Source organism: Streptomyces luteogriseus (assembly GCF_014205055.1).
GTDB classification, from domain to species: Bacteria; Actinomycetota; Actinomycetes; order Streptomycetales; family Streptomycetaceae; genus Streptomyces; species Streptomyces luteogriseus.
In genome coordinates this window covers 7,431,493-7,451,894 of the sequence record NZ_JACHMS010000001.1, presented here as the reverse complement: position 1 = coordinate 7,451,894, position 20,402 = coordinate 7,431,493, and the positions used below count along the sequence as shown (strand labels likewise).

Annotated in this window: 14 protein-coding genes; 3 read left to right on the top strand and 11 right to left on the bottom strand. The window is 70.7% G+C overall.

All coding sequences use genetic code 11. The annotated features are described in order from the left end of the window. Positions 1 to 10: 10 nt before the first annotated feature. From BJ965_RS33205 to BJ965_RS33195, 3 genes are all read right to left on the bottom strand, one after another. Entirely contained in the window at positions 11 to 1,168 is a 1,158-nt protein-coding gene (locus tag BJ965_RS33205; RefSeq protein WP_184913956.1) for an acyl-CoA dehydrogenase family protein, read from the bottom strand. Between the two features lie 322 nt (positions 1,169 to 1,490). Further along, the gene (locus BJ965_RS33200) at positions 1,491 to 2,120 is read right to left on the bottom strand and encodes a hypothetical protein (protein ID WP_221513277.1); all 630 of its coding nucleotides are present in this window, start codon (positions 2,118 to 2,120) and stop codon (positions 1,491 to 1,493) included. Positions 2,121 to 2,705: 585 nt separating this feature from the next. Continuing rightward, entirely contained in the window at positions 2,706 to 3,362 is a 657-nt protein-coding gene (locus tag BJ965_RS33195) for a 4'-phosphopantetheinyl transferase family protein (RefSeq protein WP_184913952.1), read from the bottom strand. Positions 3,363 to 3,788: 426 nt separating this feature from the next. Between BJ965_RS33195 and BJ965_RS33190 the strand changes: the two genes are divergently transcribed. Both BJ965_RS33190 and BJ965_RS33185 read left to right on the top strand, forming a co-directional pair. After that, positions 3,789 to 4,775 carry an aldo/keto reductase gene (locus tag BJ965_RS33190; RefSeq protein ID WP_184913950.1) on the top strand — a complete coding sequence of 329 codons (987 nt, stop codon included), beginning with the start codon at positions 3,789 to 3,791 and terminating at the stop codon, positions 4,773 to 4,775. Beyond that, positions 4,772 to 5,365: a hypothetical protein gene (locus BJ965_RS33185; protein ID WP_184913948.1), complete on the top strand. Its 594-nt coding sequence runs from the start codon at positions 4,772 to 4,774 to the stop codon at positions 5,363 to 5,365. The genes BJ965_RS33190 and BJ965_RS33185 overlap by 4 nt, the downstream gene beginning before the upstream one ends. A gap of 100 nt (positions 5,366 to 5,465) precedes the next feature. Here the strand turns inward: BJ965_RS33185 and BJ965_RS33180 are convergent, their stop codons facing one another. The 5 genes from BJ965_RS33180 to BJ965_RS33160 form a co-directional block, all read right to left on the bottom strand. Further along, the gene (locus tag BJ965_RS33180) at positions 5,466 to 6,719 is read right to left on the bottom strand and encodes a hypothetical protein (protein WP_184913946.1); all 1,254 of its coding nucleotides are present in this window, start codon (positions 6,717 to 6,719) and stop codon (positions 5,466 to 5,468) included. Beyond that, positions 6,716 to 8,641: a CocE/NonD family hydrolase gene (locus tag BJ965_RS33175; RefSeq protein WP_184913942.1), complete on the bottom strand. Its 1,926-nt coding sequence runs from the start codon at positions 8,639 to 8,641 to the stop codon at positions 6,716 to 6,718. The genes BJ965_RS33180 and BJ965_RS33175 overlap by 4 nt, the downstream gene beginning before the upstream one ends. 85 nt (positions 8,642 to 8,726) lie before the next feature. Then, positions 8,727 to 8,975: an acyl carrier protein gene (locus BJ965_RS33170; RefSeq protein ID WP_030835555.1), complete on the bottom strand. Its 249-nt coding sequence runs from the start codon at positions 8,973 to 8,975 to the stop codon at positions 8,727 to 8,729. 29 nt (positions 8,976 to 9,004) lie between these two features. Continuing rightward, complete coding sequence (locus BJ965_RS33165) at positions 9,005 to 9,856, bottom strand: 3-hydroxyacyl-CoA dehydrogenase family protein (RefSeq protein ID WP_184913940.1); 852 nt, start codon at positions 9,854 to 9,856, stop codon at positions 9,005 to 9,007. Positions 9,857 to 9,907: 51 nt separating this feature from the next. Continuing rightward, complete coding sequence (locus BJ965_RS33160) at positions 9,908 to 15,337, bottom strand: type I polyketide synthase (RefSeq protein WP_184913938.1); 5,430 nt, start codon at positions 15,335 to 15,337, stop codon at positions 9,908 to 9,910. 673 nt (positions 15,338 to 16,010) lie between these two features. Here BJ965_RS33160 and BJ965_RS33155 point away from each other — a divergent pair. Further along, positions 16,011 to 16,811 carry a thioesterase II family protein gene (locus tag BJ965_RS33155; protein ID WP_184913936.1) on the top strand — a complete coding sequence of 267 codons (801 nt, stop codon included), beginning with the start codon at positions 16,011 to 16,013 and terminating at the stop codon, positions 16,809 to 16,811. On the opposite strand, the gene BJ965_RS33150 is transcribed toward BJ965_RS33155, so the two are convergent. From BJ965_RS33150 to BJ965_RS33140, 3 genes are read right to left on the bottom strand one after another with little or no spacing between them, the layout of a single operon-like run. After that, positions 16,794 to 17,858: a phosphopantetheine-binding protein gene (locus tag BJ965_RS33150; RefSeq protein ID WP_184913934.1), complete on the bottom strand. Its 1,065-nt coding sequence runs from the start codon at positions 17,856 to 17,858 to the stop codon at positions 16,794 to 16,796. The two genes, BJ965_RS33155 and BJ965_RS33150, sit on opposite strands and share 18 nt — an antisense overlap. Continuing rightward, positions 17,840 to 18,616 (bottom strand): hypothetical protein, encoded by a 777-nt coding sequence (locus BJ965_RS33145; RefSeq protein WP_184913933.1) that lies wholly within the window; start codon positions 18,614 to 18,616, stop codon positions 17,840 to 17,842. Before BJ965_RS33145 ends, BJ965_RS33150 begins: the two co-directional genes overlap by 19 nt. 5 nt (positions 18,617 to 18,621) lie before the next feature. Then, positions 18,622 to 20,388, bottom strand: coding sequence for a non-ribosomal peptide synthetase (locus BJ965_RS33140; protein WP_184913931.1), 1,767 nt, complete (start codon positions 20,386 to 20,388; stop codon positions 18,622 to 18,624). Positions 20,389 to 20,402: the final 14 nt, after the last annotated feature.

The following is a 20,402-nucleotide window of genomic DNA, read 5'->3' as shown; positions in this document are numbered from 1 at the left end:
CGGTCGGTGGTCAGCCGCGGCCGACGACCTGCCTGGCGTACTGGCCGAGCATGGACTGCTGGATCTGGGTGGTCCCCTCGATGATCTCCATGACCTTGGCGTCCCTGAAGTGCCGTTCCACCTGGCCGGGCGTGCCGATGCCCTGCGCTCCCTGGATCTGCACGGCGTCGGCGGCGGCCTGGTTGGCCAGCAGTGAGGCCCGGTACTTGGCCATCAGGGTGAGGTTGACCGCGTCCGCCTCGTTCTGGTCCTTGCTCAGTCCGGCCTGGTGGCAGAGGGCTCTGGTCGCGGTGATGTCGGTGACCATGTCGGCGAGCATCCGCCGCACCAGTTGGTGGTCGCTGATCGGCCCGCCGTACTGGTGGCGTGTGTCGGCGTGGCGGACCGAGGCTTCCATGCACGCCTGGGCCAGTCCGACCGATCCCCACGCGGTGCTGTAGCGGCCCAGGTCGAGGGAGGAGGAGGCGATGAAGGTCAGACCCATGCCGGGCCGGCCCACGAGTGCCCCGGCGGGGATGCGGCAGTCGTCGAAGACAAGCTCACCGAGCATGGAACCCCGCAGGCCCAGCAGGCCGTTGAGGGGGTTGACGGTGAGGCCGGGGGTGTCCCGCTCGACCAGGAACGCGGTGTGCTTGCCGTCCATCTTGGCGAACACGAGGAAGAGGTCCGCGATCTGGCCGAAGCTGATCCACTTCTTGCTCCCGCGCAGGACGAAGCCGTCCTGCCCGTCCGGGGAGGCGACGGGATCGGCGTCCATCTCGATGGAGGCCGCGTCGGAGCCGATGCCCGGTTCGGTGAGCGCGAAGGCGGCGAGCGTCTCGCCGCGGCGGATCGGGCCGATCCAGCGGTCCCGCTGCTCGGCGGTGCCCCAGCGGTCGAGCGCCTGGGCCACCATGTCCTCGACCGCGACGAAGTTGCGGATGTTCTGGCACGCGCGGCCGAGCTCCTCGCTCAGCAGCCCGTACGTCACCCAGTCCATGCCGCCGCCCCCGTTTTCCGCGCGCACGGGCGCCGCGAGGCAGCCCTCGTCGGCGAGCGCGCGCACAACGTCCGTGGAGATCGCCTGTTCGGCGTCGAACGCGGCGGCGTGCGGAAGGATCTCCTTTTCGGCGAACAGCTTGAACCGGCTCCGGGCCGCCCGCTGGTCCGGAGACAATTGGACGATCACAAACAAGCACCACCTTGTGTCACGAGCGGAGGAGTGGAGCGCCGCGCCGCATCGGACGCGCGCGAGCCGAGCGTCATCGGTCGGAATGACGCTCATGGGAGTGAGGAAGAACGGGGTGGGCCACCGGGCGCCGAGGCGGTACCGCTTGGCGTCTCATCGGTGTCGGCGTCACCGCCGGGATGGTGCTCCGCCCGACCCGTTGGCTGGGCCGTTCAGTCGGGCGACCTGCACAGACACGTGTGCAGTCTGGTTTTCATATTCTTAGCCGTCGGACCGGAAGTCAAGAGTCGGCTTGCCGCCCCCACGGCCCTGACGGCCCGCCTCAGCCCACGGACTGGAGCACGTCGGCCTCGTAGTAGTAGACCCTGCGGCCGTTCGCGCGGCGCCGCCAACTGTTCACCGACGCCAGCCGGTAGACGTTGCTGGTGGACAGGCCCCACAGCTTGGAGACCTCTACGACGGTGAGCCACCGCTCGCCGCCCGAGGAGTTCTGCCGGCTCACTCGCCGGTCCAGTTCACGCCAGCGGTGCGCGGGCCAGGTGTGCTCGGGGTCGATGTCGCAGCGCAGTTCGCTCGGCAGGAGCTGTTCGTGGGACTGGATCACGGCGACCAGGGAGCCGTCGCACTGCTGCTCGACGCACGGCCCGACCCTGAACTTGCGGGTCCGGTGGGGATAGGCGGCCCGCTTCGCCCTGGCCGCCGTCTCGTCGATCTCGGCGACGACATCGGCGGCCGCCGCGTGCGCGCAGAGCCAATGGGCATGGCGGAGCAGAAAGGCCGTCATGGCCTCGACCGACCGGTCGGGGGCGGCGCAGGCCCGCTCGGTGGCGACCAGGTCGGACCAGGCCAGCAGACGCGCCCGGACACCATCGCGGGCCTCCACAGCGCTGGAATTGAGCGAAATTCCCCGGCCCAGTTGACGGGACACCCTCTCGCCCTTCTGGGGCGACACCGTGAGCATTTCCTCACACTGGCGGTAGAGGCGCGGCAGGGAGGTCAGATTCTGCCTGAACCGATCGAAACATGTTCCGCACACATGGAGCCGGCCCTGACCGGCCTGCCGCATCCGGATAACGTCACGTTTGCAACTGTGACACTGGTCGTTCTGCTGCACATCATTCGACACTTCGATTCCCGTTCTACACCTTGGGGAAATCCCAGGACCGCATACTGTCAGCGCACACCGCAGGCACGAAGGAGGAAGGGGAGAACCGGCCGCCTGCCACGACAGAGGCAGCGACAAGACTTGAACTTCGCAACTGCGAACTGAGTGAGCATGAATGGTCGAGTTCATGCAATCCGGCCCGCCGGCCTTATTCGTCACGTCACGTCCGCCTACCCCGTTACAAGGGGACTCCGAGCCGGAAACCGAGAAGGGACTCCCGGTCCGTCACGCTCCCCCACCCTCTCGGCCGCGCCATCCCACCGAATAGGGCGTCTCGCCCCGTTTATGACACAGGCATTACCATTCCCCATTGAGCCGACGATGTACGAAAGAGGGCGAGCCCACTCTTTCCCGGACGCCGGTACGCGCCGGTCAGGACTGCGCCGTCGTCACCGCGAGGGCGGTGACGATCAACCCCTCCTCCACCAGCCACCGGCCGGTGAACCCGTCGGCGGGGACAGCGGGATCGGTTGTCAGCAGACGGGCCGAGAAGGTCCCCTCGTACTCGATCGTGATGTCCGCCTGCTCGAAACCCAGCCATCTACGGGTGAGCGGGAACCACGCCTTGTAGACGCACTCCTTCATGCTGAACAGCAGTCGATCCCAGTTGACTTCGGGCTCGAGGCGTCCCATGTCCGCGATCCGCAGCCGCTCGGCCGGGAGAGCTGTGACCTCCAGCACCCCGTCCGGCAGCGGCGCATGGGGCTCGGCGTCGACGCCGATGGCGAGCACACCGTCGCGCACCCGGGCCACGGCCGCCGCTCGGTATCCGTCGCAGTGGGTCATACTGCCGACGAGGCCCTCCGGCCACACGGGGGCGCCGCGCTCGCCCGGCAGGATGGGAACGGGGCCGACTCCCAGGTCCGCGAGCGCTGTTCGCGCACACCAGCGGACGGCGGCGAACTCCCGTCTTCGCTTCTCCACTGCGCGGCTCACGACCTCGGGCTCCCCGCCCAGGAGGGGCGCGTGGGGCGGGTCGTCATACGTCTCAGCCACGGCCACCGAAGCCGGTAACAGCTTTTCGATCATCAGTGCTCCCCCGCACGATGCGGTGGGCCCTGCCGCCCACCCGTCCTGAGGCCGCTCCTCGTACGGGATTCCCGAAGAGCGGGCGACCTCATTACCGGCGATAGACCTTTCGGCCGAACCGCCGACGAACACCGGCCATTTTTGATCACGCCCGGCCCGAGCCACGCTACGTCAGCCGGCGGACCCCGGCAAGTGATTTCGAGAAGGGAAGCACCCGTCTGCCGGACGTTCACCCAGCGCCCAACTCCATACGCGAACTTTCCAGACATGGAGGGCGAGTTGGACAGTACACCTTGCCCATCGCGGGAACCTGCCGGAGTATTCGAGCGTTCGCTATCTGAGATACCGTCACCCACACCACGACGGGCACACGCCTCCGTATTCACCGAACCAAGATGAATTGCACATCGCATTCAGAGAGCGACCATGGCTACCATTGGGCAATCCGACGTGAAAGTCTTCCCGCTCTGCCTGGGCGGAAGCGTCTTCGGCTGGACCGTCGACCAGGACACCTCGTTCGCCGTCCTCGACGCCTACCTCGAGGCCGGCGGGAATTTCATCGACACCGCCGACTCCTACTCGCAGTGGGCGCCCGGCAACCACGGGGGTGAGTCGGAGACGGTCATCGGCCGCTGGCTCGCCACCCGGAAGGTCCGCGACCAGGTGGTCATCGCCACCAAGGTGGGCCGCAAGGAGGGCCTTTCCGGACTCGGCCGCAAGGTGATCCACCAGGCCGTCGAGGACTCCCTGCGCCGCCTGCGGACGGACCGGATCGACCTCTACTACACGCACGCCGACGATCCGGGCACCCCCCTGGAGGAGACCCTGACGGCGATGGACGCCCTGGTCTCGGCCGGGAAGGTCCGCCATATCGCGGCGTCCAACACCACCGCGGACCGGCTGTCGGAGGCCCTCGCCGTCTCCGAGAAGGCCGGTGTCGCCCGGTTCGTGGCGGTGCAGCCCCCGTACAACCTGGCCGACCGCGTCCCGTTCGAGCGTGAGCTGCTCCCCCTCTGCGTCGAGGAGGGCCTCTCCTGCGTGCCCTACTTCGGGCTGGCGCAGGGGTTTCTGACGGGCAAGCACCGCGACGCGGCGTCCGCCACCGGGAGCGTACGGGGGGACGCGGCACGGCAGTACGCGAGCCGGCCCCACGCGCGCGCCCTGCTGGACACCCTGGACCGCGTCGCCGAAGGCCACTCCGTCACTCCCGGCGCGGTGGCGCTGGCCTGGCTCGCCGCGCAGCCGTCCGTGACCGCGCCGATCGCGAGCAGCAGGACCACCGGACAGCTCGCGGAGCTTCTTCCCGGCGCGACCCTGCGGCTGTCCGCCGGCGAGCTGCAGGAGCTCGACGTGGCCTCCCGGGCCCTCTCACCGGACCGCAGCGCACCGACTGGAGACACGGCTGCATCATGACCTCTGCCCACCCGCACACCGTCCTGATCGGATTCGACTTCCTCAAATCCTTCACGAGCGCCGCTCGCACCGAGTACGAAGAATGCACTCCGGAAGAACCACCGTCCTGTTTCGCCTTGTTACTGGGGACCATCGAGGGTGGCGTGGCCCATATCGCCGAGGTCGAGTTCGCCACCAATGCGCGGGCGAGCGACCCGACCGCCGTGGCGGAATTCTCCGGCACCATCGCCGCGTGCTTCGGAGCGGCCTACCGGAACACCCGCCGGGGGTTCTGGTGCAGTTCCAAGGACCTCCTGCGGATACAACGGCAGGCCGAGCACCAGGGGCTCGACATACTGGGATCCGTCCATATGCATCCGGACTGGCACCGCATAGGGCCGCCCTCCGAGCGGGGGCTCACCATCAGTGAAGACCCCACACCCATGGACCGTTACATGTTCGACAACACCAGATATCCGGTGAACATGATCTGTTATCTGGAATCCATCGGCGGAAAGCTGTCGTCGGCGCTCGCCGCGTGGGGACCGCCTTCCGAGGAGCAGGCTGACGCTCCCTGCCCCAGGCTGGCCCTGCGCTTCGCGGTGGACTGAGCCGGGGGTGGACCCCCGGGTCGACCGGGCCACCCCCGGCGAGACCGCGTCGCGGCCCTGCGGGGCTTCGCGACGCGGTCGCCCGCCGTGAGCGGGCCGGTCAGACCAACCCGCCCACGGCCCGGGTGCCCTCGCGCACGGGGGCGGGCCAGTCCGCCGAGTCGAGGCCGTACTGGCACAGGAAGGCGTAGACGAGCCGCTCCAGCCCGAACCCGACGCAGGCGCTGCGCGCCGTGCCCTCCGTGCCGTAGTCGATGCCGAAGCCCCGGCCGAACAGGTCGTCGTGAAAATTGAAGGAGCCCACCGCGATGGTCCGCCCGGGTGCGACCGTGAGGCGCAGCTCGTACTTGAGCTCCATCAGCCGCTGCGACCAGATCCGCGCGGAGGTGTCGTCGCCGCCGAAGAACGGGTCGTTGCCCACCTCGCAGAAGCCGCTCAGACCGAGCTCCTCCACGAACGCGAAGATCTTCCGCATGAACAGCTCGCGCGAGGCGAGGACGTCCTCGCGCGGTCCCATGAAGACGATCTCCCGGATGGTGAAGTCCCAGAGCCGTTCCATCGTCGTGGCGTAAGCCGCCTCGAAGCGGAAGGACTTGCCCTTGGCCGTGACGACGTGCACCCCGTCGGCGTCCAGCGTCCGCCCCCGGTACTGGTGGAACGTGTGGTAGCACATGGTCGGCGGCAGGCAGTAGTCCACGTTGTGACAGGCGTCGAGGACGGTGGAGTCGATGCCGGTCTCGCCGTACGATCGCTGGAAGCCCTGGTACACGTCGATGTCGTTGTGCAGGCGCGTCACGAACATCAGGTGCTGCGGGAACGAGGCGAAGTAGCCCGCCGTCGCGAGGGCCTCGGTGCTGATCAGCGTCGGGTAGCGGTACTCCGTCGGGTTGAAGTCCTCGCCCAGGATCCGCTTCACCGCCCGGTCGAAGTACGCCAGCAGAGACAGCAGCGGCTCACCGACGGCGACCTGTCCCTCGCCCGCCTCGGTCACCGCGCCCGCCTGCGCCAGCCGTTCGAACGTCCCCTCCTCGACCACCCGGTCGTGCGAGGACGTCCACACCGACTTCGGTGGGGTCGTCCGCTGTTTGCGGACGTCGCCGTCGACGACCCGGTTGACCTTCTCGGTGAGCTCGTCCGCGGGGAGCGGGGTGGCGGAGCGGAGGGTCACCCCGCGCACCTCGCCGTCGGCTGTGTCCAGTTCGTATCCCGTGATCTGCGACGACACGAACAGGAGCCGGCGCTCGATCTCGGAGGCGAGCTGCCCGGCAACCGGGGTGTGCAGCGCGACGCGTGTGTGGAACTCCCCGGTCCCGGCGCCCGTCGGCTCGGTGCCCTGTCGGGTGGTCTCGGTCATGTCTCTTGCTCCTGTGCGGCTGAGAGGGCTGGGAGGACAGGGAGGTCGACGAAGGAGGCGTGCGCGCCCCTCCGGTGGATCTGGACGACGGGCGGCGGGTGGTGCACGCGGGTCTCGGCGTTGTCCCGGTCGCAGCACGTGACGGCGATCCGGAGCCGGTGCCCCGGAGCGAACACGTGGCTGACCGGGTGCAGGTCGAAGACCAGCGCCACCGGCTCTTCGGGAAGCGGGGCCCGGGTCCGCTCCGCGCACGGGTGGTACGGCAGTGAGAGGTTGTCGTACGGGGCGGTGCCCAGCGCCCGGTGGGAGGCGCGGATCACTCCCTCGGTGACGTAGTGGGAGACCCCTGCGCCGTCGACGTCCTCCAGGTAGACGAAGAAGTCGCCGTCCAGGTGGGTCGACGTCACCCACAGTTCCGCGACCGGGTGCCCGGTCACCTCCAGCTCCTGTTCCAGCGGGGCCGTCGTGTAGGTGAGGGCGGTCCGGTCGTTGCCGGTCATCGGCTCGTAGCCGAACGGTCCGCCGTAGCCGTCGGTCCAGCGGGTCGCCGTGCCGGAGGTTGCCGTGTAGTCGACGACGAGGTCGTCGACGCCCCCGAGCCGCGAAGGCGCGCGGTCCGTCAGGTTGCCGTCGTTGACGGAGGACACGGGCACGGCCGGGCCGGGACCGAAGTACATCCGCGTGGTGCGGACTCCGGCCGGCGGCCACTGGCCCGTGGCGCGCCACTCCTCGCCGGGGGGCGCGTTGCGCCGCTGGTAGCGGATGGGCGGTTCGTCCATGACGCCGGTGTCGACGCCCTTGAGCCAGTGGTCGAACCAGCGCAGGTGCTCGGCCGCCAGGTCGACGCCATCCCTGCCGTTGTGCGACCAGTCGCCCACGAGGAGCTTGCGCGGCCCGGTGAGATTGGCGTGCCACAGGAAGGCGTCCCGCACCCACATGTCGTGCCAGCCGGTGAGCTGGTAGACGGGCACGCCCGCGGCGGCGATCGCCTCGACGTGGGTGGAGGGGCTCTGCCGCGCGTACGGCGGCTCGTCGTCGCCGTCGCCCCGGCTGTCCCGGCAGGGCAGCGCGGCGGCCCTGGCGAAGACGTCCGTGTTGGCCCGGTGTTCCTCTGCCGCCGCGCGCACCGCCGCCGCGTCGTCCCGTACGGGGGCGGCCCCGGTCTCCGTGTCCAGCCGCCGCACCATCGCGCCCCAGTTCCGGATGAAGTCGTGCCGGAACGCCCCTCCGGGGCGGAGGAACGAGTAGAGGTCGAAGAGCGCCACCTGCGGGAAGATCGCCTTCAGGCTGGGCGGGGCGGTGCCGGCGGCGAGGAACTGGGTCATGGCGAGGTAGGACTCGCCGTACATGCCGACGTTCCCGCTGCACCAGTCCCGCGCGGCGAGCCATTCCGTGATCTCGTGGGCGTCCTGGCTCTCCTCCGGGCCGAACTCCATGCCCCGCACGCCGCTGGAGGCACCCGTGCCACGGGCGTCGGCGGCGGCGATCACATAGCCGTCGTCGAGGATCCGGCGCAGCCAGGGGCGGCTGTCGAGCTTGGTCCAGGTCACGCCGTCCACCACCTCCGAGCGGTGGTAGCGGTCGTGGCACCAGAGGGCCGGCAGAGGCTCCTCGACCACCCGGCCGTCCCGCTTGGGGCGAAACACGTCCACGGCGATACGGACGCCGTCGCGCATCGTGACGTAGTGGGTGGAGGACTCGACGCCGTCGGCGGCCTGGAGGTAGGCCGCCACGTCCTCCGAGTGCTCCTCCAGGAGCCCGCGCAGCTCCTCGTCGAGCCCGCCCGGTGGCGCCTCGTGGTGCAGTCGGCCGCCGGACGTCCACACCCGGACGTTCGAGGCCCGCAGCCGCAGCAGCAGGGTGACGACGGACGCGCGGGCCGCGTCGGGGCCTGGTGCGACGTCCTCGGTCCGCGCCGTCATGTCGTACGCCTTTCTGTCTCTCCGTCCACCGCGGACGGACGCCGTGCGTGGCCGTCGGCGACGGCCGCGCACGGCGTCCTCGGGGTCACGCGGCCGTCGCGGTCTTCGACGTCACGAGACGGACGAGTCCGTCCACCGTCCGGAAGTTGTCGAACTCCATGTCGTCGGGGGTGAGCTGGAGCGAGAACTCCTGCTCCACGAAGAGCGCCAGTTGCATGGCGAAGAGCGAGTTGACGTATCCCAGCGCGAAGATGTCGTCGCTGTCGGCCAGGGTCCGGCCGTTGAGCTGCGGTGCGAGGAACTCCCGGACCCGGGTGCGCACGTCGTTCTGCATCGTTCTACCTCCAGTGTGGGGTGGGGTTGTCAGTAGGTGTAGAAGCCGCGTCCGGTCTTGCGGCCCAGCAGCCGGGCGTCGACCATGCGCTGGAGCAGCGGCGCGGGACGGTACTTGCTGTCGCGGAAGCTCTCGTACATGACGGTGAGGGAGTTCAGGATCGTGTCGAGGCCGATGAGGTCGCCGGTCTCCAGCGGGCCCATCTTGTGGCCGAAGCAGCCCTTGAACATCCGGTCGACCTGATCGGCCGTGGCGACCTGGTCCTGGACGCAGAAGATCGCCTCGTTGATCGTCAGCATCAGTACGCGGTTGGTGACGAAGCCGGGCGCGTCCTGGACGACGATGCCCTCCTTGCCGAGGTCCCGCAAAAGCCCCAGCGCGGTGTCCAGGGTCTGCTCCGAGGTGAAGTGGCCCTGGACGACCTCGACCGTGTCCATCAGCGGCACGGGATTCATGAAGTGCAGCCCGAGCACGCGCTCGGGACGCTCGGTGACCGAGCCGACCCGGGTGATGGGCACCGCGGAGGTGTTGACGCCGAACACGACCTCCGGACGGCAGATCTTGTCGATCTTCTCGTAGACGTCGCGCTTGATGTCCCAGTTCTCGGTGACGTTCTCCACGACGAAGTCCGCGGCGCTCAGGGCCGAGAGGTCGGTGCCGGTGGTGATGCGGCCGAGGATGGTGGCCGGGTCGTCCTTCAGACGCTCCGCGCGGAACATGCCCTGCAGCCGCAGGTCGTTCCCGATCTGTGTCGTGGCGGAGGCGAGCTGCTCCTCGGACACGTCGATCAGCAGCACGTCGAACGCGGACTGGGCCAGGGACTGTGCCACTCCACGGCCGATGGTGCCCGCGCCGATGACACCCACCGTACGGATGTTCATGCTGTTACCGCCTCAGATGATTGGAAGGGGCGGCCGAACGGGATCGCCGTTTCAGCCGTGGGACTTCTTGCTGTCGAGGTGCGCCGCCAGGTCGGCGACCGTGACGTACCGGAACAGGTCGACCATCGACACCCGGACGCCCATGGTCTTCTGGATGCTCTGCGCGATCCGCAGGGCGACGAGGGAGTCCCCGCCCAGCGAGAAGGCGCTCTCATGGATGTTCAGCCGGTCCAGACCGAGTTCCCTGGACCAGATCCGGGCGAGCAGATGCTCCGTCTCGCTGTATCCGCCGTCCTCCCGGCCGAAGAGCGTGACGCCCTCACCCGGTGCCTGTCCGGCGGGCGCGTCGGCCGGCCGGCGGGCCTCGCCACCGGCCGAGGCGACCCGCTGCCGGACCGACTCCTCCAGGACCAGCGGGGCTGCGCGCAGCCGGGCTGCCAGCCGGTCGGAGTCCACGGCGCCGAGCATCGCGTAGTTGATCTCGCCGACGACTACGGGCGAGCAGGGCGCGGCGAGGATCTCGTCGAGGCTGCCGAGCCCGTCCTCCACGCTGATCGAGCGGAAGAACCCCTGGTCCCGTTGGACGCCGTGGTCGAACGCCATGCCGGTGTCCAGCCAGTCGGTCCAGTCGATGGTGACCGTCCTGCGGCCCAGGGCGGTGCGGTGGTCGGCGAAGTGGTCGAGGTACGTGTTGGCCGCGGTGTAGTCGCCCTGGCCGGCCACGCCGAACACGGAGGTGGTCGACCCGAAGCAGAGCATCAGCTGCGGCGGGTCGTCCGCGGTGACGAGGTCCAGGACGGTCGCGCCGAACACCTTGGGGGCGAGTGTGGCCCGGAACGTGCCGACGTCCTTGCGGAAGAGGAACCCGTCACCCGCGACGCCCGCCGCGTGGATGACGCAGGCGATCCGGCCCAGGTCTGCGCGGACGGCTCCGACGACGTCCGCCATGGCCGCCTCGTCGGCCACGTCCGCCCGGTAGCAGCGCACCTGGGCGCCCAGGTCCTCCAGCTCCCGCAGGGCGGCCCGTTGCCGCCGGTGTCTCGGGTCCTCGGCGGCCGTCTCCTCGCGATGGTCGCGCGGGTCCGGGGCGCCGCGGCCGACGAGCGCCAGCCGGATGCCGGGCACGGTGCGGCTCAAATGCCGGGCCACGGCCAGTCCCAGGCCGCCGAGGCCGCCGGTGATGAGGTGGACGCCCTCGGGCCGCTCGTCCTCCTGGCGCGAGCGGTCCCGCAGGTGCAGCGGCGCCAGTTCGGTGACATGACGCCCGCTCCCGCGCAGCGCGACCAGGGCCGGTGACCAGGGCCCGAGGAGTTCGGCGCACAGCGCGTCCGTGTCGGTGTCCTCGTCGGCGTCGACGCAGAGGACCTCCGTCCCCTCGTGCTCCTGACCGATGACCTTGGCCATGCCGAACAGGGTCGCGTGTACGGGAGCCGTGGTCGGCTCCTCGCCGGTCACGCGCGCGACGTGGGGGGCGATCACGGCGAGCCGGCCGGGGACGGCGTCCCGTGCCGCCAGGGCCCGGAGGAGGTGGAAGAGGTTGTCCGCCCCGCCGCGCAGCCGTCGGTCGAGCTCCTCGACTCCGCGCTGGGCGTCGCCGGCGGGAGCGGCGACCAGCACCGCTTCGCCGGGCACCGCCTCGCCCAGCGCGTCGAGCAGCCGTTCCCACCCCTCGGAGGTGGGGGGTACGCCGAAGTGGTCGTCGCCGAGGGCACTCCACTCCCCGGCGAGTTCGGCCGTGATCACGCGTGCGCCTCGGGAGCGCAGTGCTCCGCCGAGGTCCCGGGAGAGCCCGCCCCCTTCCGTCACGAGGAGTACGGCGGCGGGCACCTCGCGCTGCTCCGTGACGGCCGGCGCGGGGATCCAGCGCAGGGTGTGGTGGCGGGAGTGCGGACGGATGCGGGCGACCGTGTGCCGGGGGTCGGGGACGCGCTTCACGGTGAAGCCGAGGATCTCGACCGCGGTATTGCCTTCGGCGTCGCGGATGGTGACGTCGACCTTACGGATCTCGCTGCCGCGTTCGGCGTCCGGGTGGGGGGTGATGAGACTGGTCCCGGTGGGCGGCAGTGGGGCGTGGATGCGGAGGGACTCGTAGCCGACGGGCAGGAAGAAGGCGCGGCTGCCGCGGTACTCCTGTACGTCCTCCCGGGTCTCGTGGACGGCGAATCCGCTGAAGCCCGTCGCCAGGTCGAGCAGAGCCGGGTGGAGGATGTGGTCCTCGCACTCGGAGCGGTACCGCTCGGGCATGTCGAGGATGCCGAGCGCGGCCCGGACGCCGACGTGCATGGTGCGCAGGCTGTCCGTCCAGCGGCGGCCGAACTCCATCACCTTGTGCTCCGCCTGGGCTCTGCCGAGGTCCACGGTCTCCAGACCGCACCGCGCGAGCAGGGCGTCCGGGTCCTGACGCGGCAGCGGGACGAGAGGGCCCGAGGCGGCCTTGCCCTGGACGTGGACGGTCCACACGTCGCGCTCGGGATCGTGGCCGGCCACGGAGAACTCCACGAGGTCGTCGTCGAGTTCGCGAACGGTGATGTGCACGGTGCGGGGTCTGTGCTCCTGCACGAGCAGTGGCACCAGGAAGTCGACGTCCCTGATCTCGGTGACAGGGCGGCCCAGATGGGCGGTGGCGGCGGCGCGGCCCATCTCGAGGTAGGTGGTCCCGGGGACGATGGCCTCACCGAGCATGCGGTGTTCGGCGAGCACCCAGTGGCGGTCGAGGGACAGCTCGGACCGGAAGACGGTCTGTCCGGCGGACCGGAGCAGCACCTCGTCGAGCAGCGGGTGGCGGCCGGGTTCGCGGGACACGCGGGGGGCCGCGGGCTCCAGCCAGTAGTGCTTGTGCTCGAAGGGGTACGTGGGCAGGGGAACGCGGCGCCGCCCGTCCTCGCCGTAATAGCCGGCCCAGTCCGGCGCAGCCCCGTTCAGCCACAGCTGGCCCAGGGTGCGGCGCATCGTCTCGCCGGCACCGCGCGGGTCGCGGCGGTGCGGCAGCGACGCCGTGACCGTGACGCTCCCCTTGTCCGCGTCGGCGAGCGTGCGCCGCACCAGGCCCGCGAGGGTCTGTCCGGGCCCGACCTCCAGGAGGACCGGTGCGGCCTTCCGCACCAGCAGGCGCACACCGGCGGCGAACTCCACGCACTGCCGTATGTGGCGTCCCCAGTACTTCGGGTCCCGCGCCTGCTCCGGCGTGATCCAGTCACCGGTCACGTTGGAGACGAACGGAATTCCGGGCGCCGCGCGCTCCACCCGCGCCACCGCCGCGACGAACTCGTCGACGACCGGTTCCATGAGTCCCGAGTGGAACGCGTGGGACACCTCCAGCGGACGGGTGGACCACCCGCGCTCGTCGGCCGTCACGGCGAACTTCTCGACCGCGTCGACAGGGCCCGACACGACGCAGTCGCGGGGACCGTTGTGAGCGGCCAGGGCGGCCCCTTCGGGCAGCGCGGACTCCACCGCGTCCCGCTCGGCCACCACACCGAGCATCGCTCCGGCCCCGCACCGCTGCATCAGTTCGCCGCGCAGGGCCACCAGCCGCAGCGCGTCCTCGAGCCGGAAGACTCCGGAGACGCACGCCGCGACCCACTCCCCGAGGCTGTGCCCGAGCAGGTGCGAGGGTTCCACGCCCCATGCCCGCCACAGTGCGACCAGGGCGTACTCGACGACGAACAGCGCCGGCTGCGCCCACCGGGTCTGTTCCAGGAGGGTGGCGTCGGCGGGGTCCTCGGGGAAGAGGACGTCGCGCAGATCCCTGTCCAGGTGGGGCCGCAGAAGCTCTGAGCAGGTGTCCACGGCCGACCGGAAGACCGGCTCCGCGTCGTAGAGTTCCCGTCCCATGCCCGGGTGCTGGGCTCCTTGCCCGCTGAACAGGAACGCGACGTGCGGCGGGGTCGCGGCGGCCTGCCCGGTCGTCACGTACGCGGGGTCGCCGGTCTCCAGCGCGGCGGCCACCGCCTCGGCGTCCGCCCCGCAGACGGTGCGCCGGTACGGGAAGTGGCGTCGGCCCGTGGCCAGGGTGAACGCGGCGTCGGCCAGTACGGGCCGCTCGCTGCGCAGGAACGCCGCCAGCCGGTTGGACGCCTGGTCCAGCGCGTGTTCGGAGCGGGCCGACAGCACCAGGAGCTCGGACTCGCGGGGGCTCGGGGCGGGTTCGGGGGCGGGCGGGGCCTCCTCCAGCACCACGTGCGCGTTCGTGCCGCCGAAGCCGAACGCGCTCACCCCGGCGCGGCGGGGCCGCCCGGACGTCCGCGGCCACGCGCCGAGCTGCGTCTGCACCCGGAACGGCCCGCCCGCGAAGTCGACGTCCTTGTTGCCCTCCACGTGGTTGAGGGACGCGGGGAGTTCCTCGTGACGCAGGGCCAGCACGGTCTTCAGCAGTCCGGCCATCCCGGCTGCGGCGTCCAGGTGTCCCACGTTGGACTTCACCGAGCCGATCCGCCAGGTGCCCGACGTGCCGGCGAAGGCCCGCGACAGGGCCTGGATCTCGATCGAGTCCCCGATCACGGTGCCGCTGCCGTGCGCCTCCACGTAGTCGATGTCCCCCGGCTCCACCCCGGCCGTCGCCAGGGCCTCCGCGATCACCGCGGCCTGCCCCGCGACGCTCGGCGCGGAGAAACTCGCCTTGACGGCACCGTCGTTGTTGACCGCGGTGCCCCTGATCACCGCGTGGACGGTGTCTCCGTCGGCGAGGGCGTCCGCCAGTCTCTTCAGCGCGACCACCCCCACGCCGTTGGCGAAGACCGTGCCCCGGGCGGCGGCGTCGAAGGGCCGGACGTGGCCGTCCGGCGAGAGGAAGCCGCCTTCCTGGTAGGGGTAGCCGGTCTTCTCCGGGACCTTGTACGCGACCCCGCCGGACAGCGCCACGTCGCACTCGTAGCCCAGGAGGTTCTGGCAGGCGGTGTGCAGGGCGACCAGCGAGCTGGAGCAGGCCGTCTGGACGGGGTAGCTCGGTCCCCTGAGGTCGAGTTTGTACGAGACCCGTGTGGTCAGGAAGGCCAGCTCGTTGCCGAGGCCTACGTTCTCCCCGCGGATGTTCTCCCCGCCGTCCATGTTGCTGACGACGTTCCCGATGTACGCGCTGCTGCTCGCGCCTCCGAAGACCCCGACCGTGCCCCGGTACCGGGCCGGGTCGAGGCCCGCGTGCTCCAGCGCCTCCCAGGCGGTCTCCAGGAACAGCCGGTGCTGCGGGTCCATGATCTTGGCTTCCCTGGCGGTGTAGCCGAAGAACTCCGCGTCGAACAGGCCGATGCCCTCGAACGAGGGCCCCGCCTTCACGTAGTGCGGTTGCCGGGACTGCTCGGGGTCGACCCCGGCCGCCAGCAGTTCGTCGTCGCCGAACTCCACGACGGACTCGACGCCGTCGCGCAGGTTCGCCCAGAACTCGGTCAGGTCCCGGGCGCCCGGGAAGCGGCCGGACATTCCGATGATGGCGACGCCTTCCGGCACGGACGGGTCGTCGAACCCCTCGTCGTTCGTGTCGCTCACCACTGCTCCCTCCGTCCTGCACGCGTCCATCGGTGCTCCCGAGGCCCTGCGGCCTGCTGTCGTCGCGGTGGTGGCCCGGGCGCTCCCCGCCGCGGGGGTCGCCCGCGCCTCAGGCGGGCCGTTGCCGGCCCGTCAGATCCACCGGGAACCTCGTCGCGCGGCTCTCGCGGAACGGCCCGTGGCGGCCGGTGTGGTGAGCGCGACGGCGGTGTCACCGCTGCCGGAGGTGACGAGCTTCTCGACGCCGGGGGGGCTCGATGGGCACGAGGCCGGTTCGCGTCTCGACGGCACCGGAAGGGGCCGGTCACCGCCCCCACGAAGGGGGAGGACCCGACCCGTCGCACCGCACACCCTCCGGACGGTATTTCCGGAGGTCCTGGTTCCACCGGCGTTTGCTGCCCCGTACCGCACTCAGTCCCCCAACGACTGCCCTCGAGAATCTCGAGAGCAGGAAATCGATGCTGCTCGACGGCCCATCGCCCGGTGTTCGCAGCCCATGTCGACCGGCTGCGAGACTAACGCAGGATCCCACGGGCCACAATGGCACCTGGTGTGACGTGGCCAATAGAAGGCGAAAGCGCCCGTAATTCCTTCCTCGCGCTCGCCCCGGAGGCGGCTCTGTGGCACGCTGTTCTGGCCGATGAGCCGCACCGGAAACGGAAAGAGGACACACATGCACGGCAATCCGCCCAGCCGCCCGTGGATCCACCGCCTATCGCGGACGAATCCCCCCGGACGCATACGGCTGTTCTGTTTCCCTTATGCGGGCGGCGGTGCTTCCACATTCCGGGGCTGGGCCGAGCTGCTGCCGGATGAGATCGACGTCCACGCCATTCAGCCGCCGGGCCGCGAGGACCGGCTGTTCGAGGATCCGGTCGACACCCTGCAGGCGACTCTGGACGCCGTCGTCCCGGAGCTGCTGGAGCACTCCAAGGAGCCGTTTGCCCTGTTCGGACACAGTCTCGGAGCGATCGTCTGCTGGGAGGCGGCCCGCGTGCTACGCGAGGAGCACGACATCGAACCGATGCACATGTTCCTCTCGGGATGCCGCGCACTGCCCGCCGTTCACGACGGCCGGCGGGACCTTCACACGCTTCCGGAAGCGGAACTCATCGAGGAACTCCGACTGATGAACGGAACACCGGAGGAGATTCTCCGAAACTCCGACTTCATGCGGATGCTGTTGCCTACCGTAAGGGCGGACTATGCGATGCTCTCACGCTATTCCTTTCTGCCGTGCAAGCCGCCGGGCGCACCGGTAACGGTTTTCGGCGGGGCAAACGACCCGGGTGTTGGAATGAACCATCTCCAGCAGTGGTCCGAGTTGGTGGAGGGAGAGCTCGACTCGGTGGTCCTGCCCGGTGACCACTTTTTCCTGCATGCGTCGCGGGAGCCCCTTCTCGCGGAAATGGCGAAACGCCTCGTCGAGCCCGCCAGGGAGCCCGGGCGGGATTCCTCACACCGTTCTCTCTGACCTCTTCCGGCCGTCGTCGATGTCCTTCAGCGCGTTTTCGACGGCCTTCAGGGTCGGCTCGTGCACGATCATCTCGAAATGGTCGACGGGCACCTGGTACTGCTGGTAGTCGGCCAGCCCGAGGTCGGGCCAGTCGGTCACCGGGTGGAGGGTGCGCTCGATGTCCGACGGGTCGTCCCGGTCGTCGGTCGAGAACAACCGCACGGCGAAGTCGCCCGGCTCGGGCACATAGCCCGACACCGCCGACCCGACGGAGCCGAAGACCCGCAGTCCCGCCTGGAACTCCGCGAAGTCGGTCTCGATGGGGTCCGGGCCCTGTGAGCCGACGGCGCGGTACACCTCGGCGGCGTCCGGCTCCTGGCCCTCCGGTATTGCGATGCCCGCCTCGTGCGCGACGGACAGGAGCTTCTCCCCGGCGGCTTCGGCCACCGTCAGCGGCGGGCAGTACAGGGAGGTGTTGAGCAGGACGACGGAGCGCACGTCCCATCCGCGCCGCAGCAGTCCGGCAGCCAGTTCGTAGGCGAGGATGCCTCCCACGCAGTACCCGGCCAGGTGCAGGCTGCGCGGCGCGTCCCCCTTCTCCAGGACTTCGGTGAAGTCGTCGACGATCTCCGCGAGCGTTCCGCACGGCTCGCCCTCGGCCGGGTCGAGACCGCGGGCCTGCAGACCGAGCACGGGGCGGTCGATCGGGTCGCCTCCGAAGCGGTGGAGGCCGATGACACCGCCGCTCGCCGCCGGCACCAGCAGGAGGGGGGCACCGGCGCCGGACGGATTGAGGGTGAGCAGTCGGCCGCCGGACCCGGGGACATCGTTCCTGATACGGGCGCTGAGACCGCCGAACGTGGGCGCCTCGAACAGCGTCTTCAGCGGAATCCGGGTGCCGAGAGCGCCCCGCAGGGCGGATACCAGCTTCGCGGCGAGCAGGGAGGACCCGCCCGATGCGAAGAAGTCGGCGTCCAGGGAGGCGGGCGGCCGGCCCAGCACCCGGGACCACTGGGCGGCGACGACGGCCTCGGTGGCGTCCCGTTCTACGAAGTACGACTGCACGGATCTTCCTTCCCCCGTTCGCTCCCGGCCGCCGCGGCCGAGAGGAGTTCCGACAGCAGCGGCGTCACCGCTGGAGTGCCGAACAGTTCCTTCACATTGAGTCCGGTGTGGTGCACTGACAGCGCGTCGGAGTCCGGCCACTCGGAGCCCTCACTGAGGATGACGTGACCGAGCTTCGGCGGGGCGGTGCGTTCGGCCGCGGCGGACAGCGTGAAGCCGAGCCAGGCCCGCTGCGCCTGCGTCAGCTCGTCGGCGATGTCCTCGTCCAGGTCGGGCGCGGTCCGGGTGACGAGGGAGCGCAGGAAGACGCTCGCCTGCCGAAGCGCCTCGGACGCCGGGAGGCCGGTGATGTCGGGCACCTCGGCGGGGTCCAGCGTGTCGTCCATGTCCAGGGCCAGGTCCAGCAACAGCTCCCGGGGCGTGCCGGGGCCGGGGAGCACGGGGTCGAGGACGACGAGCGGTATGCCGGGCACGGGCAGTTCGCCGGCCAGCAGGTGCGCCAGTTCGACGGCGGAGCAGTAGGCGAGCACGGCCTGCGGTGGGGCGGCCGTCGCGATCTCGGCCGCCCAGTGCCGTGCCTGGGTCGCCAGGTCGGGGACCGTCTCGGCGAGTCCGGGATAACGCAGCGGATCGATCCGGAGGCGGCGGGCGTGCAGCTCGGGCGGAAGGACGGGGTCGAAGCTGCGGGGCGGGATCTCGTTGCCGAACTCGATGACGACGACCGGCCGGCCGTCGAGGGGGGGCGTGTTGCCGGACATCGGCTTCAGTCTCCGTTCTTCGGTGCCGCGTCGACCTCGGCCGCCAGGTCCGCCAGGACCGGATGGTCGAAGACCGCCTGGAGGCCCACCTTGACGCCGAACCTGTCGCGCACCTTGCCGATCATGCGGGCGGCCAGCAGTGAATGCCCGCCGACGTCGAAGAAGTTGTCGCGGGCGCCCGGCGCGATGCCGGTCAGATCGGTCCAGATCTCGGCGATGCCCTCCTCGGTGGAGCCGGGCGGGAAGGCCGCCTCGGGCCGCTGGGCGGGTTCGGCAGGAATCTCCGACAGGGCCTTGCGGTCGATCTTTCCGTTCAGGGTCAGCGGCATGGTGTCCAGCCGCTGGACGCGAGAGGGCACCATGTACCCGGGCAGCCTCGCCGTCAGCGCTTCCTGCACCGTTTCCGCGCCGGCCCCGCCGCAGTAGAAGGCGGCCAGGGAGCCGCCCGAGCCGTCGTCGCACAGCACGACGGCGGCCTGACTGACCCCTGCCACCGTCAGCATGGTGTGTTCGATCTCGGCGGGTTCGACGCGGTTGCCGCGGACGCTCAGCTGGGCGTCGCGCCGTTCGACGAACTCGAGGTCACCGGAGTCCGTCCAGCGGCAGACGTCCCCCGACGCGTACCAGCGCTCGGCGGTGCCGGATCCGGCTCCGGTGGGCCCGGCGTCGGCGGCGGGGGCTGCCGTGCCGAACTTCTCCTCGGTGAGGGTGGCGTCCCCTCGGTATCCGGCGGCCAGCACCGCCCCGCCGATGAGGAGTTCGCCGGTCGCGCCGGGGCCGGTGACCTCCTGGCCCTGGTGGTCGACCAGCCGGACGCGCGCGCCCGTGATGGGGGTGCCGATGACCGGTGGGCTGCCTGGGTCGCCGGTGCCGCGCAGGTCCCGGCTGGCGGTCGTGACGACCGTCGCCTCGGTGGGGCCGTAGTGGTTGTGGACCGCGGCGGGGAACGAGGCGCTCGGCCGCACCCGCAGCCGGTCGCCGCCGGTCAGCAGGACCCGCAGGGAGCGCGGGGGCGTGGCGGAGCCGATCAGTTCCTCGGCGATCGGGGTGCTGAGGAAGCACTGCTCGATCGCGTGCTCCCGGAGGAAGTCCGCGATGGCGGGCACGTCGGCGCCCATGGGTTCGGCGGGCAGGACGAGGGTCGCGCCGTTGGCGAGCGCCGCCCAGGTCTCCCAGACGGAGGCGTCGAACCCCAGGCCGGCGAAGGCGGCCACGCGTGTGCCGGGCCCCGTCCCGTAGGTGTCGCCGTGCCAGTCCAGCAGGTTCACCAGACTGGCGTGGGCGACCTCCACGCCCTTCGGCGTCCCGGTCGAGCCGGACGTGTAGATGACGTACGCGAGGGCCGACCGGGCCGGTCGCGGCTCTCGCGGGGGGCCGGAGAAGGCGTCCTGCGGCGCGGGCACCGCGGGCTGCACCCGGTGGCGCAGGTCGGGCTGGGCCAGCACGGCGAACGGCCGCGCGTCATGGAGGACCGACTCGATGCGCCCGTCCGGGAGGGCCGGGTCCAGGGGCAGGTAGGCGGCTCCGGCGCGCCAGGCCGCCAGTTGGGCGACCACGCCCGGCACGCCCCGCTCGTACAGGACGCCGAGCAGGCAGCCCGGCTCGAACCCGGGCGTCTCCTGGAGCCGTGCCGCCGCGGTGCCGGCCTCGTCCCACAGACGGCGGTACGTCAGCACGTCCTTGCCGCACTCGACCGCTGTCGCCTCGGGGTTCGCGTCGACGAGGCGCCGCAGCAGGCGCACGGCCGTCCGTTCCTCTGGAATGTCCTGCATGGGGAGGTGAGGTC